General features: G+C 33.4%; 19 protein-coding genes and 5 tRNA genes. 16 read left to right on the top strand and 8 right to left on the bottom strand.

Annotation, left to right across the window (positions count from 1 at the left end; genetic code table 11):
• The first annotated feature begins 54 nt into the window (after positions 1-54).
• From comD to HZC47_02050, 4 genes are read left to right on the top strand one after another with little or no spacing between them, the layout of a single operon-like run.
• On the top strand, positions 55-549 hold the full coding sequence (comD, locus tag HZC47_02035; GenBank protein MBI5679664.1) for a sulfopyruvate decarboxylase subunit alpha: 495 nt from the start codon (positions 55-57) through the stop codon (positions 547-549).
• A gap of 10 nt (positions 550-559) precedes the next feature.
• Complete coding sequence (gene comE / locus HZC47_02040; GenBank protein ID MBI5679665.1) at positions 560-1111, top strand: sulfopyruvate decarboxylase subunit beta; 552 nt, start codon at positions 560-562, stop codon at positions 1109-1111.
• Positions 1112-1168: 57 nt separating this feature from the next.
• Complete coding sequence (crcB, locus tag HZC47_02045) at positions 1169-1549, top strand: fluoride efflux transporter CrcB (GenBank protein MBI5679666.1); 381 nt, start codon at positions 1169-1171, stop codon at positions 1547-1549.
• A 1-nt stretch (position 1550) separates the two neighbouring features.
• On the top strand, positions 1551-1895 hold the full coding sequence (locus HZC47_02050) for a DUF190 domain-containing protein (protein MBI5679667.1): 345 nt from the start codon (positions 1551-1553) through the stop codon (positions 1893-1895).
• A 3-nt stretch (positions 1896-1898) separates the two neighbouring features.
• Here the strand turns inward: HZC47_02050 and HZC47_02055 are convergent, their stop codons facing one another.
• From HZC47_02055 to HZC47_02075, 5 genes are all read right to left on the bottom strand, one after another.
• The gene (locus HZC47_02055) at positions 1899-2186 is read right to left on the bottom strand and encodes a phosphoribosyl-ATP diphosphatase (GenBank protein MBI5679668.1); all 288 of its coding nucleotides are present in this window, start codon (positions 2184-2186) and stop codon (positions 1899-1901) included.
• Between the two features lie 40 nt (positions 2187-2226).
• Complete coding sequence (locus HZC47_02060) at positions 2227-3021, bottom strand: CBS domain-containing protein (protein MBI5679669.1); 795 nt, start codon at positions 3019-3021, stop codon at positions 2227-2229.
• Between the two features lie 54 nt (positions 3022-3075).
• Entirely contained in the window at positions 3076-3303 is a 228-nt protein-coding gene (locus HZC47_02065) for a DUF504 domain-containing protein (protein MBI5679670.1), read from the bottom strand.
• Between the two features lie 107 nt (positions 3304-3410).
• Positions 3411-4766: an Asp-tRNA(Asn)/Glu-tRNA(Gln) amidotransferase subunit GatB gene (gatB, locus tag HZC47_02070; GenBank protein MBI5679671.1), complete on the bottom strand. Its 1356-nt coding sequence runs from the start codon at positions 4764-4766 to the stop codon at positions 3411-3413.
• Positions 4767-4894: 128 nt separating this feature from the next.
• Positions 4895-5902: a radical SAM protein gene (locus HZC47_02075; GenBank protein ID MBI5679672.1), complete on the bottom strand. Its 1008-nt coding sequence runs from the start codon at positions 5900-5902 to the stop codon at positions 4895-4897.
• Positions 5903-6261: 359 nt separating this feature from the next.
• On the opposite strand from HZC47_02075, the gene HZC47_02080 reads away from it, so the two are divergent.
• From HZC47_02080 to HZC47_02115, 8 genes are all read left to right on the top strand, one after another.
• A tRNA-Asn gene (locus HZC47_02080) sits at positions 6262-6334 on the top strand.
• Positions 6335-6338: 4 nt separating this feature from the next.
• A tRNA-Ile gene (locus tag HZC47_02085) sits at positions 6339-6412 on the top strand.
• A 166-nt stretch (positions 6413-6578) separates the two neighbouring features.
• Positions 6579-6653 (top strand) — tRNA-Glu (locus HZC47_02090).
• Between the two features lie 28 nt (positions 6654-6681).
• Positions 6682-6765: transfer RNA gene (locus HZC47_02095), tRNA-Leu, on the top strand.
• A 38-nt stretch (positions 6766-6803) separates the two neighbouring features.
• Positions 6804-6879, top strand: a tRNA-His gene (locus HZC47_02100).
• A gap of 175 nt (positions 6880-7054) precedes the next feature.
• Positions 7055-7360 carry a hypothetical protein gene (locus tag HZC47_02105; protein ID MBI5679673.1) on the top strand — a complete coding sequence of 102 codons (306 nt, stop codon included), beginning with the start codon at positions 7055-7057 and terminating at the stop codon, positions 7358-7360.
• A 108-nt stretch (positions 7361-7468) separates the two neighbouring features.
• Positions 7469-7876, top strand: coding sequence for a Holliday junction resolvase (locus HZC47_02110; protein ID MBI5679674.1), 408 nt, complete (start codon positions 7469-7471; stop codon positions 7874-7876).
• A gap of 162 nt (positions 7877-8038) precedes the next feature.
• On the top strand, positions 8039-8482 hold the full coding sequence (locus tag HZC47_02115; GenBank protein ID MBI5679675.1) for a hypothetical protein: 444 nt from the start codon (positions 8039-8041) through the stop codon (positions 8480-8482).
• Between the two features lie 57 nt (positions 8483-8539).
• Here HZC47_02115 and HZC47_02120 read toward each other — a convergent pair whose 3' ends face one another.
• From HZC47_02120 to HZC47_02130, 3 genes are read right to left on the bottom strand one after another with little or no spacing between them, the layout of a single operon-like run.
• Positions 8540-9574: an AI-2E family transporter gene (locus tag HZC47_02120; GenBank protein ID MBI5679676.1), complete on the bottom strand. Its 1035-nt coding sequence runs from the start codon at positions 9572-9574 to the stop codon at positions 8540-8542.
• 54 nt (positions 9575-9628) lie between these two features.
• A complete protein-coding gene (locus tag HZC47_02125) occupies positions 9629-10423 on the bottom strand; it encodes a dihydroorotate dehydrogenase electron transfer subunit (protein MBI5679677.1) in 795 nt (264 codons plus the stop codon).
• A 25-nt stretch (positions 10424-10448) separates the two neighbouring features.
• Complete coding sequence (locus HZC47_02130) at positions 10449-11354, bottom strand: dihydroorotate dehydrogenase (GenBank protein ID MBI5679678.1); 906 nt, start codon at positions 11352-11354, stop codon at positions 10449-10451.
• A 181-nt stretch (positions 11355-11535) separates the two neighbouring features.
• Between HZC47_02130 and HZC47_02135 the strand changes: the two genes are divergently transcribed.
• From HZC47_02135 to HZC47_02150, 4 genes are all read left to right on the top strand, one after another.
• Positions 11536-12747 carry an ATP-binding protein gene (locus HZC47_02135; GenBank protein ID MBI5679679.1) on the top strand — a complete coding sequence of 404 codons (1212 nt, stop codon included), beginning with the start codon at positions 11536-11538 and terminating at the stop codon, positions 12745-12747.
• Between the two features lie 19 nt (positions 12748-12766).
• Positions 12767-13102 carry a hypothetical protein gene (locus HZC47_02140; GenBank protein MBI5679680.1) on the top strand — a complete coding sequence of 112 codons (336 nt, stop codon included), beginning with the start codon at positions 12767-12769 and terminating at the stop codon, positions 13100-13102.
• A 116-nt stretch (positions 13103-13218) separates the two neighbouring features.
• Positions 13219-14079 (top strand): CPBP family intramembrane metalloprotease, encoded by an 861-nt coding sequence (locus tag HZC47_02145; GenBank protein MBI5679681.1) that lies wholly within the window; start codon positions 13219-13221, stop codon positions 14077-14079.
• Positions 14080-14210: 131 nt separating this feature from the next.
• On the top strand, positions 14211-14876 hold the full coding sequence (locus tag HZC47_02150) for a fibrillarin-like rRNA/tRNA 2'-O-methyltransferase (GenBank protein MBI5679682.1): 666 nt from the start codon (positions 14211-14213) through the stop codon (positions 14874-14876).
• Positions 14877-14901: the final 25 nt, after the last annotated feature.

The following is a 14901-nucleotide window of genomic DNA, read 5'->3' on the forward strand; positions in this document are numbered from 1 at the left end:
AAGATATTTTAATATTTAATTTATTGAATAATACTGTTAATTTAGGTGTGTTAAGTGGAAAGTAGTGAAGCTGTTTATAAATCATTAAAAGAAGCAGGAATAGACTTTGTAGTGAGTTTACCTTGTGTAAATCTTGGAAAAGTCATGGAAATGGTTGACTGTGACCCTGATATTATTCATGTTCCTGTAACGCGTGAAGAAGAAGGATTTGGAATTTGTGCAGGAGCATTTCTCGGTGGGAAGAAACCTGCAATACTTATGCAAAATTCAGGGCTTGGAAACTCAGTTAATGTACTAGCATCTCTATATGAACTTTATAAAATTCCAATGCTCATGATAATGAGCCATAGGGGTACTGAAGGAGAATTTATGGGCGCCCAAGTCCCGATGGGAAGAGCAACACCTCTTGTTTTAGACGCACTGAACATTGCCTACTTCAACCCTAAAACAGCTGAAGAAGCATTAGAACTTATCCCTCAAGCATGGAAACTGTCTGAAATGGGCGAAACACCTGTAGGAATACTTTTAGAAATTCCATTCTGGAAATAATGGTGAAATTATGGAACGTATTGAAGCCATCAAAATAATAACAGAAAATCTTAAAGATGAATTAGTCATATGTAACATTGGATTTCCATCCAGAGAATTGTATCATGTTAAAGACTCTTCTAAACAATTTTATATGCTTGGCTCAATGGGAATGGCATCATCAATTGGACTTGGACTTGCATTATCCACAAAACAAAAAGTAGTAGTATTCGACGGTGATGGATCTGTTCTTATGAACATGGGAACTCTTGTAACCATTTTCAGCCAAAACCCAGAAAATATGATACTTGTGGTATTTGATAACCAGTGCTACGGTTCAACAGGGTCACAATGCACATATACAACAAAAGTAGACCTTGCCAAAATCGCAAAATCTGTTGGATTTAAAAACACATTTATTTTTGAAGAAAAAATAGATTTTAAACAGGTTTTAGATGCAAAGGGACCGGGTTTCGTGCATATGAAAGTTAAACCCGGAAATGCAGATGTTCCTGTAATTGATATGGAACCAGAAGAAATTAAAGAAAGATTTATGCAAGAAATTAAAAAAATACAAGATTAATTAAAAATTATATTTATATTCATTTTTAAGGATGATTAAATGCTAAAAACAGAATTAATTAACTTATGGCTATGGATTGGACTTGGGGGATTTATTGGGGCTATTTTAAGGTTTTTAATCAGCGGATTACTTCAGTCTAAAGCGGCAGTGTTTCCATTAGGTACTTTTGGTGTTAATTTTATTGGAAGCTTTCTTATGGGTTTTGTAATGTACTCATCAGAATTTGGAGGGCTTTTTAGTGAAGAAACAAGGGTATTTTTAACAATAGGGATACTTGGATCGTTTACAACAATGTCAGCATTCAGCTACGAATCTTTTAAGTTATTAGAACAGAATGAATTACTATTATTAAGTATAAATGTTGTAGGGGCGGTTTTACTTACAATATTTGCCATATATTTGGGTAAAATTGCTGCATTAAACTTATGGAAGGTTTAAAATGAAAAAAGAGTCAGAAGCTATTTTGCTTAGGATATTCATAGGAGAATCTGATAGGTATGAAGGAAAACCTCTTTACAGATATCTTCTTGAAATGTTTAAAAATGAAGGATTGGCTGGCGCAACTGTATTAAGGGCAATTGGAGGATTTGGAAAAACAAGCTACATCCATTCAACTGCAATACTACAGCTTTCAACAGATTTGCCCATAGTAATTGAAGTTGTTGATAGAAAAAACAAAATAGAAATGATTAAAACTAAATTAGAAGGAATAATACAGGGCGGCCTTATAACCGAAGAAAAAATTAAGATTATTTTATATGAAAGTAAAAAAGGTCCTAATTAATTTTTATTTCACTCTTCTTTCAAATTCATCAAATAAATCGTCAATATCAATGCCTTTATATGCCAGAAGCAATAATGTGTGAAAAATAAGGTCAGCAGATTCAGATACGAGATTTTCGTCATTTTTAGAAGCGATTATAACTTCTGCAGCTTCTTCACCGATTTTTTCAAGTATTTTGTCCTCTGCTTGCTTTTCATCGTTGCTCATGAGTTTAGAAGTGTAAGAATCAATAGGATTATCACGTCTATCCTCTAAAACAGTATAAACCTCTCTTATGATTTTATCTTTCACTTTTAATCTCCTTAAAACAGTTTAATATGTTATAATTTGTTTATTTTTGTTTATTCTTCCTTAAACTTCCAGTTATGGCTATAAGTGGATGTTGAGCATCATCAATTATTTCGATATCGTTAAGAGTGTAAATTCCTTCTTTGTCTGCTGTTTTTTCCAAACCCAGCTTAATATCTTTCTCTAACTCGATTACATAGGAATCTATTTCTTTATAACCCAGCTTAGAGGCGGCAACAGTTCTGTGGTGACCATCCACCAAAATGTGCCTATTTCCACTTTTAACGGTGATTGTGGGTTCTGCAAGCCCTCTTTCAAGTTCATAAGTCCTGCCTTGAAGTTCATCGGCATATATTTTGTTTTGGGTTGGCCTGAGCTGTTCTGTGGGAACTTTCATCCTTAAAAGCTTTGTTTCAACGCCATAAAGCTGTTCTAATGTCTTTTTAAAGTAATTCACTTTCATTGGCGTGGATCTTTCAATATGGGACCTTACAATATCAGTATTAGTTATAATGCCTACTAATTTACCTTCTTTATCTATAACGGGGAGTCTTGATATTCCCATTCTAAACATTACTCGTGCGGCATCGTTTATGGACATGTCCTGGTCTGCAACCACAACATCAGTGGACATAATGTCTTTAACTGCATGATCCCATGGTTTTAAGAGTAAATCGAAGGCGGTTACCATACCCATTACTTCGCCGTTTATTTTAACTGGAAATCCGTCGTGACCAGTGCTTTTCATTAAATTAATAATTTCTTCATTGGGGGTTTCGGGAGTTACCGTTATAACCTCTTTTGTCATATAATGTTTTACAAGAGCTGAACTACTCATTTAAAATCTCCTAAATAATATTCCATCAAATTTTTTGTTTATTTTATAATTTAATTATTTATGCCATGTTAATTGGTTATTACATTCAATTTTTATTATTCTATGGCATGGAATTTGTGTATAATCGTTTAATATTAAAAATCCACGTTCTAAATGACTTATTTGGTTTCCTGAAATAGTTTTGAGGTTTCCATTAGCTCCCCTATGTACATAAGTTATTTTACAATTTTTTATTTCCATTGGGGGATGCCATAAAATCATGTCTAAAACATTTTTTGCCATTTAAAGCCCTAATTTTCAATAAAATTGTTTTATATTAATTTGTTTGAAGTTATTAAAAAATTTATGCTTAATTTATGATTAAATAAAAAAAGGGAATGTATTAAGTCTTATTTAGCTAAAGCGTCTCTTAAAAACTTAGAAGTTTCACCAGGATCAGCTTTCCCACGTGTAAGTCTCATAACTTGCCCTATCAAGAAATTCATGGCGCTTTTTTTACCTTCATGATAATCAGAGACTGCTTGAGGATTTTCATCAATGGCCTGTTTTACAGCATTCATAACACTTTCTTCATCACTTACTCCAATTAAACCCATATTTTCAGCTATTTTGGATGGATGCTCATTATTTTCAGGCATTTTCTCAATTATCTTCTTAGCAGCCTTAGGAGTGATTTTTTTATCCTTTATCATTTGTAGAAGCTCTACAATATCTTCTGTTTTTATGTGGCTTTCATCAAAACTTATTTTATTGTAATTAAGTACTCTTTTAAGCTCATCTCTCATCCATACGGCTGCAAATGAAGGTTCAACTTTCTTTACAATTTCTTCAAATGCATCTGCCAGTGCTAATTCAGAAGTCATAACTTTTGCATATTCTTCTTCAATTTTATATTCGTCAATGAACCTTTCTGCCTTAATATGAGGTGGTTCAGGCATAGCTTCTCTTATACCTTCAATTTGCTCATCTTCTGCCATCATTGGCGGGAGATCAGGATCAGGTATATATCTATAATCGTCAGCTTCTTCTTTAAGACGCATAGAAACTGTAATCATCTGGGATTCAAGAAATGCTCTTGTTTCCTGTTTTATTTCTACTCCTCTTCTAATGAGATTCTTTTGTCTTACAATTTCATATTTAAGAGCCTTATACGCACCCCTTATAGAGTTTACATTCTTGATTTCGGCTCTTTTACCGCCTTCAAGGGATATGTTGACATCTGCACGCATGGTTCCCTCACCACGAGCACTGCCACTATATTCCAGGACTCTTATAAGCTCTCTTAGGAAATTCCTAGCTTCTTCTGGTGATTTCATATCAGGTTCGGTTACAATTTCAATAAGAGGAATTCCAGACCGGTTAAAATCCACTACTCCTGTATCTGGTTTGTATTGGCCCGGATCTTCTTCAATGTGAACTTCACGAATTCTCACACCATTAAGATTACCTTCATATCCTATGGGGATGGATGTTCGCTGATAACCAGATGAAAGATCAGGATAATCATAATGCTTCCTCATGAAGTAGGTTTCATTTTCTGCTATCTTACATCCAAGCATTAAAGCTATTTTAATTGCACCATTCATTGCTGATTCATTTGGTGGATATGGCTTTGCACCAGGCTGGTTTAAACACACATAACAGATGTTGGAGTTAGCTGCAGCCTCCTGATAATTTGTATGGCAATCACAGAAAAGTTTAGAATCAGTTTCAAGCTGAACGTGAATTTCAAGTCCGCATTTCATCTTAATAATAATTCCTCCTGAAAATCTCTAATTTAAACAATAAGCAAAGTAACATTATTTTATAATTTAATTAAAAAATTACTCACTAACTTTTTAGATGAATATAACACTAAAAATATGTTTCAATTTTATTCATTACTAATCTTGTTGTTAAGACACTTATCAATATATCGTTTTATATATGGTTCAATTTCTAAGCTATGGGTTTCACCCTTTGTTAACATATCAAAATCTGTAAAAGTCCCCATTAATTCTCTTCCAGCCCAAAAAACTTCTTCTTCAACCCTTTTTCCGAAACGTGTTCCAAACATTTTAAATAAAGGGAATTTGGTAAGTCCATTAGCTCCACTTAAAAGAAGAGGCCCAATATTTGCAAGATTATCAATCCAAGTTCCAGTAATTATTTTAAGCTGTGGAAATTTGATCCTGGTTGCAGCAACAACTCCCGCATAATAAAGAGAAGCAGGCTGAGGTGAATTTTCATAAACAGTTTCTTTATGGGGATTTAAGGAATAAAACGTAACTCTATCAATTCCAATCTTTTGTATCATTTCATGTAGGTACTTTATATCTTCAGGGGTCTCACCAAGCCCTAAAATAATAGTTATGGCCTTTTGAAATCCAAGTTCGCCAGCAAATTCAAGCATTTCAGTTATATCCTCTAAAGATTTACTTGGACAGATTTTGTCATGTAAATCAGGATTAGCAACCTCAACAGCACCTGTAACACCTGCAATCTCATCTCCATAAGCTTCAAGATCCTTTGTAATTCCAATATTAAGCCAAACAGGCTCTCCAGTAATTCCATAAATCTTCTGGGAAATATCTCTTATTTCTTCTGTTTTAAAAGACCCGTATCCTCCAGAAAGGAATTCAATTTTCCAATCAGTTCTCCTGCAAAGCTCTGCTTCAGCTAAAATAGAGTTTATGTTACGTCGGGCTTTAGCAGGCTCTTTAATCTTTGGTTTTTGTGAGGACATATAGCAGAATAGGCAATCGCCTTTATCACACCACCATGAAAGGAATATGGCCCTTTCTAATGTAATTTGATTTCCATGCTCAGCTAAAGTGATTTTATTGGCTTTTTGCATTAAATCAAGGATTTCAAAGTTTTTAATTTTGTTTATGAGATTCATAATTCACCTAATTAATATTATAATGAGTTTTGGGGCACGGTTAATTTGCTTAATTTTGTAAAATCTAAATATTTTAAATGTTGTATTGAATTTTATTTATCTTTGCTCTTATTTAAATAAAAAAAATAAAGTTATATTGCCTGTTAATAACAATATTTATATGATATAAGCATGCAATGCTTGGTTATACTGTGGATTTACATATCCAAAACGTTTATATACTATAATCACTAACTTAAAAAATACGTCATAAATGTGCTTATATTTTAAACTCTTGAAACAATGAGTTTCAAGTTTGAAAATCCTTGATTTGTGATTTGCAAACCGCTAGCTTGTAGTTTGCAGCTATGCTAGGCATGGCCGCCGTAGCTCAGTAGGTAGAGCGTTCGGCTGTTAACCGATTGGTCGCAGGTTCGAGTCCTGCCGGCGGCGCTGTGGGCCCATAGCTTAGCCAGGTAGAGCGCCCGGCTCATAACCGGGCGGCCATGGGTTCGAATCCCATTGGGCCCATTTCCAAAAACAATCGTATATTCGTAAGCTAACGAAAATTATATATTTTCATGCAGCAAAAATAAAACTTTGCATGCTGTCAAAATCTTGGATTTTGAAAGCACAAATAGAATATTTGTAAGCCATAGAAATCTATGATTTCTGGCTATGAATAAAAAATTCATAAGCTCCGGTGGTGTAGTCCGGCCAATCATTTCGGCCTTTCGAGCCGAAGACTCGGGTTCGAATCCCGGCCGGAGCATTCTTCTTAACTAATAAACTTACAGCTAGCGGGGGTGCCCGAGCTGGCCAAAGGGGACGGGCTTAGGACCCGTTGGCGTAGGCCTACCAGGGTTCGAATCCCTGCTCCCGCATTAAACACATTTCAAATTAAGATTATAAATCATTCAGTGCCGGGGTGGGGTAGGTGGTTATCCTACGGGACTGTGGATCCCGCGACTCGGGTTCGAATCTCGGCCCCGGCCCCATTATAACGTTCATTTTCTTTTAATCCTTGTTTTAAATGATTTTACATTCATTATTTTTAAATTTATATCTATTCAACTTACAAAAAACCAGAATAATTAGAAAAATTTATTATAGGTAATAATGTTAATTATAAAATTGTTCAATGACCTAAAAATATCGTAAGATGAGGTTTTTATGTTAAAAATGGAAAGGACATGTAATTCAATTAAATGTAATGTTTTACATGAAGGCAAGTTAATAGGCTACATGGACGGAGTAAGTGTTACGCAGTGGTTTTTAAAGAATAGATATAGTTATAAAGGCTCATTTTCAAATTTTGTGACTGAAAATCATGAAGATACACGTGTGGGAATTACAGTGGATATTATTTTTTTAGATCTAAACTTAATGGCTAAAGATGCAAGAATAGAATGGATAAATGCATTTGGTTCAAATGGTACATTTCAAGCTTTAAGAATTGAGTATTGTGATCTTAAATAAAAAAAACTTTTTTCTAATTAGGATCAAAGGTTATATACTCTTAAAATTAAATTATACTTGTTTTAAATTACCGATATTTACAGAAACTAAATGGATATTCTTGATATTATGAATAAAAAAGGGTCACGCGTAGAACGTGAATTGGTTAAAATGTTATGGGATGCTGATTGCGCTGCTATGAGGGCGCCAGCGTCTGGTGGAGCAACTAAAAAACCTCTTCCAGATATTATTGCAGGTAATGGGAAGATTTATCTGGCAATTGAAGTTAAATCAAGCTCTGCAGATCAAATATATATTGATTCTGAAAAAATTAGTGGATTAATAGAATTTTCAAAGATTTTTGGGGCTGAACCATTCCTTGGAGCTAAATTTAAAAATAAAAAATGGCGTTTTGTACGTATAGATGATCTAAGTAAAACTAGGGGAGAAAATTTCAAAGTTGATGTGGATTTAGCATTTTCTAAAGGTTTAGAATTCGATGAATTAATTGGAAGAGATAAACAGGTTAAATTTTAACAAACCAATGATTATTTTTATATTTTTAAACACTTAAAATTTCTTATTTTCTATGTTTTAAACTATAAACTGATCATTTTATATTGGAGTATGACCATAATTAGGGTTTAAGGAGGGATTAAAACGGATAAAAAGATAGGAATTGTGTTTATAATTGCAATTATGGCAATTGTTGTTTTTGCATCTGGATGCACACAACAGGGAAATCAGACTTCCCAGCAAAATAATACCACTGTCCAGCATAATACAACTTCTGCTAAGGCTATTGATGTAGTAGCCATTCAAAAAGGACCAGAAACAGCCAAAAAAGGTATGAATGTAACTATTCAATATGAAGTTTCAAATAAAGGCTCTGAAACTGTTTACAATGTTCAAATTGACAGTCAGGACTTTGAACAGAATCTGGGAACAATAAAACCTGGAGAAACCAAGAAAGGCAGTGCTAGTATATATATACCCACAGATGCAGAAGTTCAAGCAGATTTTGGGCCTGACGCCACAGTATCTAACCCGTTCTTCATAGGTGGATTCAGCGTTAAATTCAATGGTGCTAACGGCGCTAAACATACAAAAACTTCTAATTCAATAGAAATAAAATTAGTATAACTTCCTGCAAAAAACAGGAAAACTTATTTTTTTTATTTTAAATTTTTAATATTATGATTACTGTGAATTAACAGCTTCTTTATCTTTTTTATATGCTTTAACTGCAGCATATGTAACCCCTAAAATTAAAGGGCCTATAATAAAACCAGATAATCCAAATACAAGAGGTCCACAGAGGAATCCTAACATAAATATCAAGGGATGGATATCTGCATATTTGCTGGATATTTTAGGCCTTATATAAATATCAATTGCACTCATCAAGAATCCTAATATTATAACTGCAAATGCCTGTAAATAGTTTCCAGTTAGAATACTGTAGGCTGCAAGGATAATTGGAAGTGGCCAGTGTCCAATAAATGGTATAAGCTGGAAGAATCCGGTTAATATTCCTAAAAATGAGGCGAAAGGATAGCCTATGAGCCAGAACCCGACACCACCCAATATTCCGGTTAAAAGAGCTGTAAAGAAATGCCCGAAAAATATGCTCTTTAAAACTTTTTCTGTTTCGCTAAAAAGAGCATCAAAGTAATGTGTTCTGTTTTGGGGAATGGTGAAATTAATGTATTCCCATAGTTTATCTCCATCTTTTGCAAAATAGAACGTAGATGCAAAGAATATGAACAGTTGGAAGGCAATGGTGGGAATAGAACTTAAATAGGTAACTATATAGTTTAAGGTATATTTTAAAACTTCTTCTAAACCTAATTTAAAGCTGCTTATGAGGGAATCAGCATATGTTTTAAACCCTGTAGGCAGATAATATTGAACTGTACCTGAATTTACACTACTTAAATTAGCATTTTTTGCAATGGCAACAATTGCAGGGGTAGATTCTATAAGGGAGTTTATTATTATTACCATAATCAAGATTAAGGGGAGAATAACTATTATCATTGCAAGTATTATGGATATGGTTTCAAATTTTATGTGGGGCAACATTTTATTGGATATGGGGCGAATTACATAGGCAAATACGGCGCCAAGAATAATCATACTTATCATGGGAGTTAATACAAAAAATGAGATGATGAGCAGGGCTGAAATAATAAAAACAGCTGAAGTAACAGTTCCTCTTAGTTTATAAATCATTGTATTCACTTTTTATCCTTATTACAATTTTATTTAGTTTTTTATAAACAGAAATTAAATTTTATGTTTTATACCTGAAGCATCTCTTTTATATTTTCCAAATTCTGAAATTAACCTGATTTCATCACTCCAAAACACAGGACCTTCAACACAAACTCTCCAACCAATGTCATCGACGCAGCATTGTCCACAGATTCCCATTCCGCATTTCATGTATCGTTCCAATGAAAACTGGGCAGGGATTTTGAGCCTTTCTACGATATCGAAGATGCCTTTCATCATTACTTCAGGACCACAGGTCACCACCATATCATAATCTTTATCTTCAATTATTTTTTCCATATATTCTGTGGCGAATCCGCAAAATCCGAAGCTTCCATCATCTGTGCATGCATAGGGGGTTATATCAGTTGATTTAAGTTTATCCATAAATAATAGTTCATCTTTAGTTGTGGCTGCGGTTATTACATCTATATCTACGTCCATGCGTCGGGCTTCACTAACAAATGCTGAAATTGGTGCCATTCCCACTCCTCCACCAATTGCAAGGATTTTTGAGCCTACTATTTCAAAGCCACGTCCGTAGGGTCCTCTTAATCCTAATTTATCTCCATTTTGGAGGGAATGAACTGCTTCTGTAAATGGGCCTACATTTTTTATTGAGATTCCTATTTCATTGTTTATTGGATCAATTAGGGATATGGACATGGGTTTTTCATCTTTAAAATTCCATACCATCATGAATTGGCCGGGCAATATATTTTCAGTATCCCAATCAAATATAAATGTTTTAATGGTTTTAGTTTCATTAATTATTCTTTTTATTTCAATGGTTTTTGGAACATGCATTTTATCAGCCTTATATTGATTATTTTTATTGTTTATGGGCTATTCCCACCATTTCTTCAATTGATTGGTATTTATTTTTATTCATGAATTTATTAATTCCATCATTAACTTCCTTAAAAATAGATGGTCCTTTATACATAATTGCGGTGCCAATTTGAACACATCTTGCTCCAGCGAACATAAATTCTATGGCGTCCCTGTAATCTGTTATGCCGCCCACCCCAATTAGGGGGACATGAACTGCATCATATACATCAAACACACATCTAAGTGCAATGGGCTTTACTGCAGGACCAGATAATCCTCCAAATTTATTAGAGAGAATGGGATTTCCAGAGTCTATATCTATTCTCATGCCGGGACCTACTGAATTTATTAAAGTTAAGGCGTCACAACCAGCTTTTTCAGCACTTAACGCAATTTCAACGATATCTGTTACATTAGGGGTTAATTTAACAATAACAGGGGTGTCAACAGTTTTTTTAACTGCTTTTACAATTTCTCCTGTAAATTTAGGGTCTTCTCCTATGGATGCTCCGCAACCTTTTTGTGCATGGGGACATGAAACATTTAATTCAACAGCATCAACAAGATTTTCAATTTTAGAAGCTATCTCGGAAAATTCACTTGCTGATGAACCATAAATAGAAGCAATAACATTATTTGATTCTTCAATTTTTTCTAATTCTCCAATAAATGCATCTACTCCGGGATTTGAAAGTCCAATTGCATTTATAACACCACCAGTAACTTCAACTGTTGTAGGATTTGCATAACCTTTATTTGGCTCTAATCCAAATGATTTAGTTACAACAGATCCTGCACCACTCCTTAAAACCCAATTAAGTGAAGATGCAGTGCTTCCAAGTATGCCTGCTGCAAGCATGGTGGGATTTCTCATTTTTATGTTACAGATTTCAACTTCTAACATAATTGTCTCCTTGATACATTGGTCTTAGATATTTTGATCAACCGCAAAAAAATTCATAGAATTTTTGGCGCCCCGAAACATAAGTTTCGAAGGCTTTTTTTTAAAGGTTGATTTCAATTTCTAACATAATTATCTCCTTAATAAATAAACTTTAAAGTCATGTAAATACAAATTAAATTCCATGAAATATTATCTTACTAATTGTTTTGCAGGTTTTATAATCTTTGATGAAGATTTTGCCCTTATAGATTATGAACTTTTCCAAAAAGAAAATCTCCAAGATCGAATGAATGAGATGAATAAAGGAGATTTAACGCGTGAGGAAGAAAATATATTGAAAAGAAATGCTAAAAAATGTGATTCACTAATAATAGAGACAAATTTAGCCATTTCTAAGTATAAAAACATTAAAGGAGCATCTAAATTTGAATTTAAAACTTCAAACGATGCGGGTAATTATTTAAGGTCTAACATGGTAAGTGTGCTGGAAGAGGTAGGATTTATAGAATCAGAAAATGAATTAAGAGAAATTTTACACAATCTTTCTTTAGAAATTGTAAATTACAAGCTTAAAGAAGCTTCAAAAGCAGAGGATATGTATTTAATTCAGGCTATAAATACAATAGATGAAATTGATGAAGCAACAGGCAAATTAATTGAAAGAATCAGAGAATGGCACATGATCCACTTCCCTGAACTAATTAAAATAAGAAGCAATGAAAAATATGTGGAACTCATTGCAGAGTATGGGGATAGAAATGCTATAATAGAAAGTGGGCTTTTAGAAGAGTTAAAGATTAAAGAGGGGAGTATTGGTGCAGATATTGGGGGAGAGGACCTTGAAATACTCCAAAATTTTGCAAATTCTCTAAAATCACTTCAAGATACTAAAAATTCACTTACAGATTATGTTGAAGGGAAAATGAATGAGGTCGCGCCGAATTTAAGTGATTTAATTGGCCCTTCGCTTGGTGCTAAATTAATAGCGCATATTGGAAGTATTCAAAAACTATCCATGCTTCCATCAAGCACAATACAAATTATGGGTGCTGAAAAAGCCCTATTTAGGCATAAAAAAACCGGAGAGCGTCCTCCTAAACATGGGATTATATATCAATATCCGGAAATAAGAGGCGCTAAATGGTGGCTTAAAGGCAAAATTGCAAGAGTATTGGCGGGTAAAATTGCTATTGCTGTTAGAAAGGATTTTTATTCAGGCGATTTTGACCCTAATTTAAAGGAACAACTTCAAGAAAGATTAGAGGAACTTAAAAAGAAATATCCGTTCCCACCAAGACCAAGTCGATCTAAAAAAGGTGGAAAGAACGATAAAAGTGTTAAAAAGAAGAAAAAACGGGATAAATATAAAAAGAATATTAAAGATTATTATTGAAGATAGGGAGGGTCCAATTTTGGATGTTTTGTTACCGTTATATATTTTGTCAATAATTTCAAGCATTATGTCTGCAATTTTAGCCCTTTTTGCAATTCAATTTTCAAGAAGAACAGAGGAACGACTTAAAAGAAATTTCACCCGTATACAGAAATATATGAAGATACAGCACGATAAAACTGAAGGTCTTCTAGCCAGTATTGAATCTGAATCTGAGGAAATAAAAGCAAAGGTTCATGAAACACGGATGGAACTTCTGGAATCCATAGAAAATGTTCATAAAATAAGGGATGAAATATTAGAATCAGTTGAAAGCTTAGAAGATAGCTGTATTAATAATAACGACAAGAAATAGGGGAAATAACCTCTAAAAACTTTTTATTTTATTTTATTAAATTCTTTTAGTTAATATAAAAATTAAGAAAACTTATTATAATAAATAATATCTTCTTTTAAATAAGGGTGAATTATATGGATAGTGAAGCAGCATTCTACAAAATAAAAGTAAGATATATTGCATTATTGATTATAGTGGGAATGATACTCTTTTTCATGTTTATAGGGGCGATATGTCCATCTCTTGGCGGTCCTGAAAAGGCTGTTATCGCTGGATTGTTTTTTTACGCTTTAATCGCATTATGGATCACTTTAAACTTCAATAAATATGATGTAAATTATAAAAAGTTTGTAGGAACAATTCCTTATGATATCAACTGGTTAGAAGTGATTGCAGTCGTATTTGCAATAATTATACTTTCTTTAGGGTTTACAGAGCTTCGAATATACATTTTATCCACAATAAACCCTGATATACTTTCTTATGTTCCAGGTTCAAGCACATTTTACTCGTTAAAAGACAGCCCTATGGCTCCATTTCTAAACTTCATGGAATTTATTATTGGAGTGTTAATAGCTCCCATTGTAGAAGAATTCCTATTTAGGGGAGTTATGTTGCATAGATTCACTGTAAAATGGGGAATTAGAACTGCAGTTTTAGTATCATCATTTATATTCGGAATTTTACATGCAGACATTCTGGGAGCGTTTCTTTTTGGTGTTGTAATGTGTATTCTCTACATTAGGACAGGAACAATCATTGTACCAATTATTTGTCATATGTTAAATAATTTAATTGCATATGGAACTCAAATGCTGGGCACATTTGCCCCAAAAGTCTCTAAAGCAGGCACTGTTACGCATATTCCTAATCTGGAATTAGCAATATTTTTAATGATATTTTCAGGCGTTATAATCGGGTATTATATCTACAGAAACTGGCCTAGAAAGTACTGGGTGTCGCCCTATTTTAGAAAATATGATGAAGAATACTAGATATTTTATAGTCAAAAAAAGATATAATTAAACAGTATTTTAAGCATAAAAACAAAATATAGGGCATAATTTAGGTAAATAAATATTATAACACTTATTAAATTAATAAAATAAAAATTAGAGGAATATAAATGGAAATCACTCAAGAACTTCAAGGCGTTTATAAGATCAACGAAAGTATAGCCACAGAAAACCTAAATCCAGGAATAAGGGTATATGGCGAAAAATTAATTGAAATTAAGGATAAAGAATACAGAATATGGGATCCCAGGCGTTCAAAACTTGGAGCAGCAATTTTAAACGGTTTAAAAACATGGGCATTTAGGGAAGATTCTAAAATACTTTATTTAGGTGCATCAGCAGGAACAACGCCTTCTCACATCTCAGATATATCCAAAGATGGCTTGATTTATTGTGTGGAATTTTCGCCAAAAATGATGCGAAAACTGGCTGAATTATGTAATCAACGTAAAAATATGATTCCAATACTTGATGATGCTACAAAACCACGTAACTACATGAACATGGTGGAGAAAGTGGATATAATTTATTCAGATGTAGCCCAACCCAAGCAATCCGAGCTTTTCATGGATAACATGAGATTATATTTAAAAGAAGATGGAATAGGAATTTTAATGATTAAAGCAAGGAGTATTGATGTAACTAAAGCTCCTAAAAAGATTTTTAAAGAGGAAGAATCAAAATTGAAGGCGAATGGCTTTAAAATAGTTGAGAAAATAAAGTTAGAGCCTTATGAAAAGGATCATATGGCTTTTGTTTGTGAATTCAGTTTTTAGAGGGTTATTAATCTCTAAAATCTTA

Origin of the sequence: Methanobacterium sp., assembly GCA_016222945.1 — an archaeon.
GTDB lineage: Archaea > Methanobacteriota > Methanobacteria > Methanobacteriales > Methanobacteriaceae > Methanobacterium_D.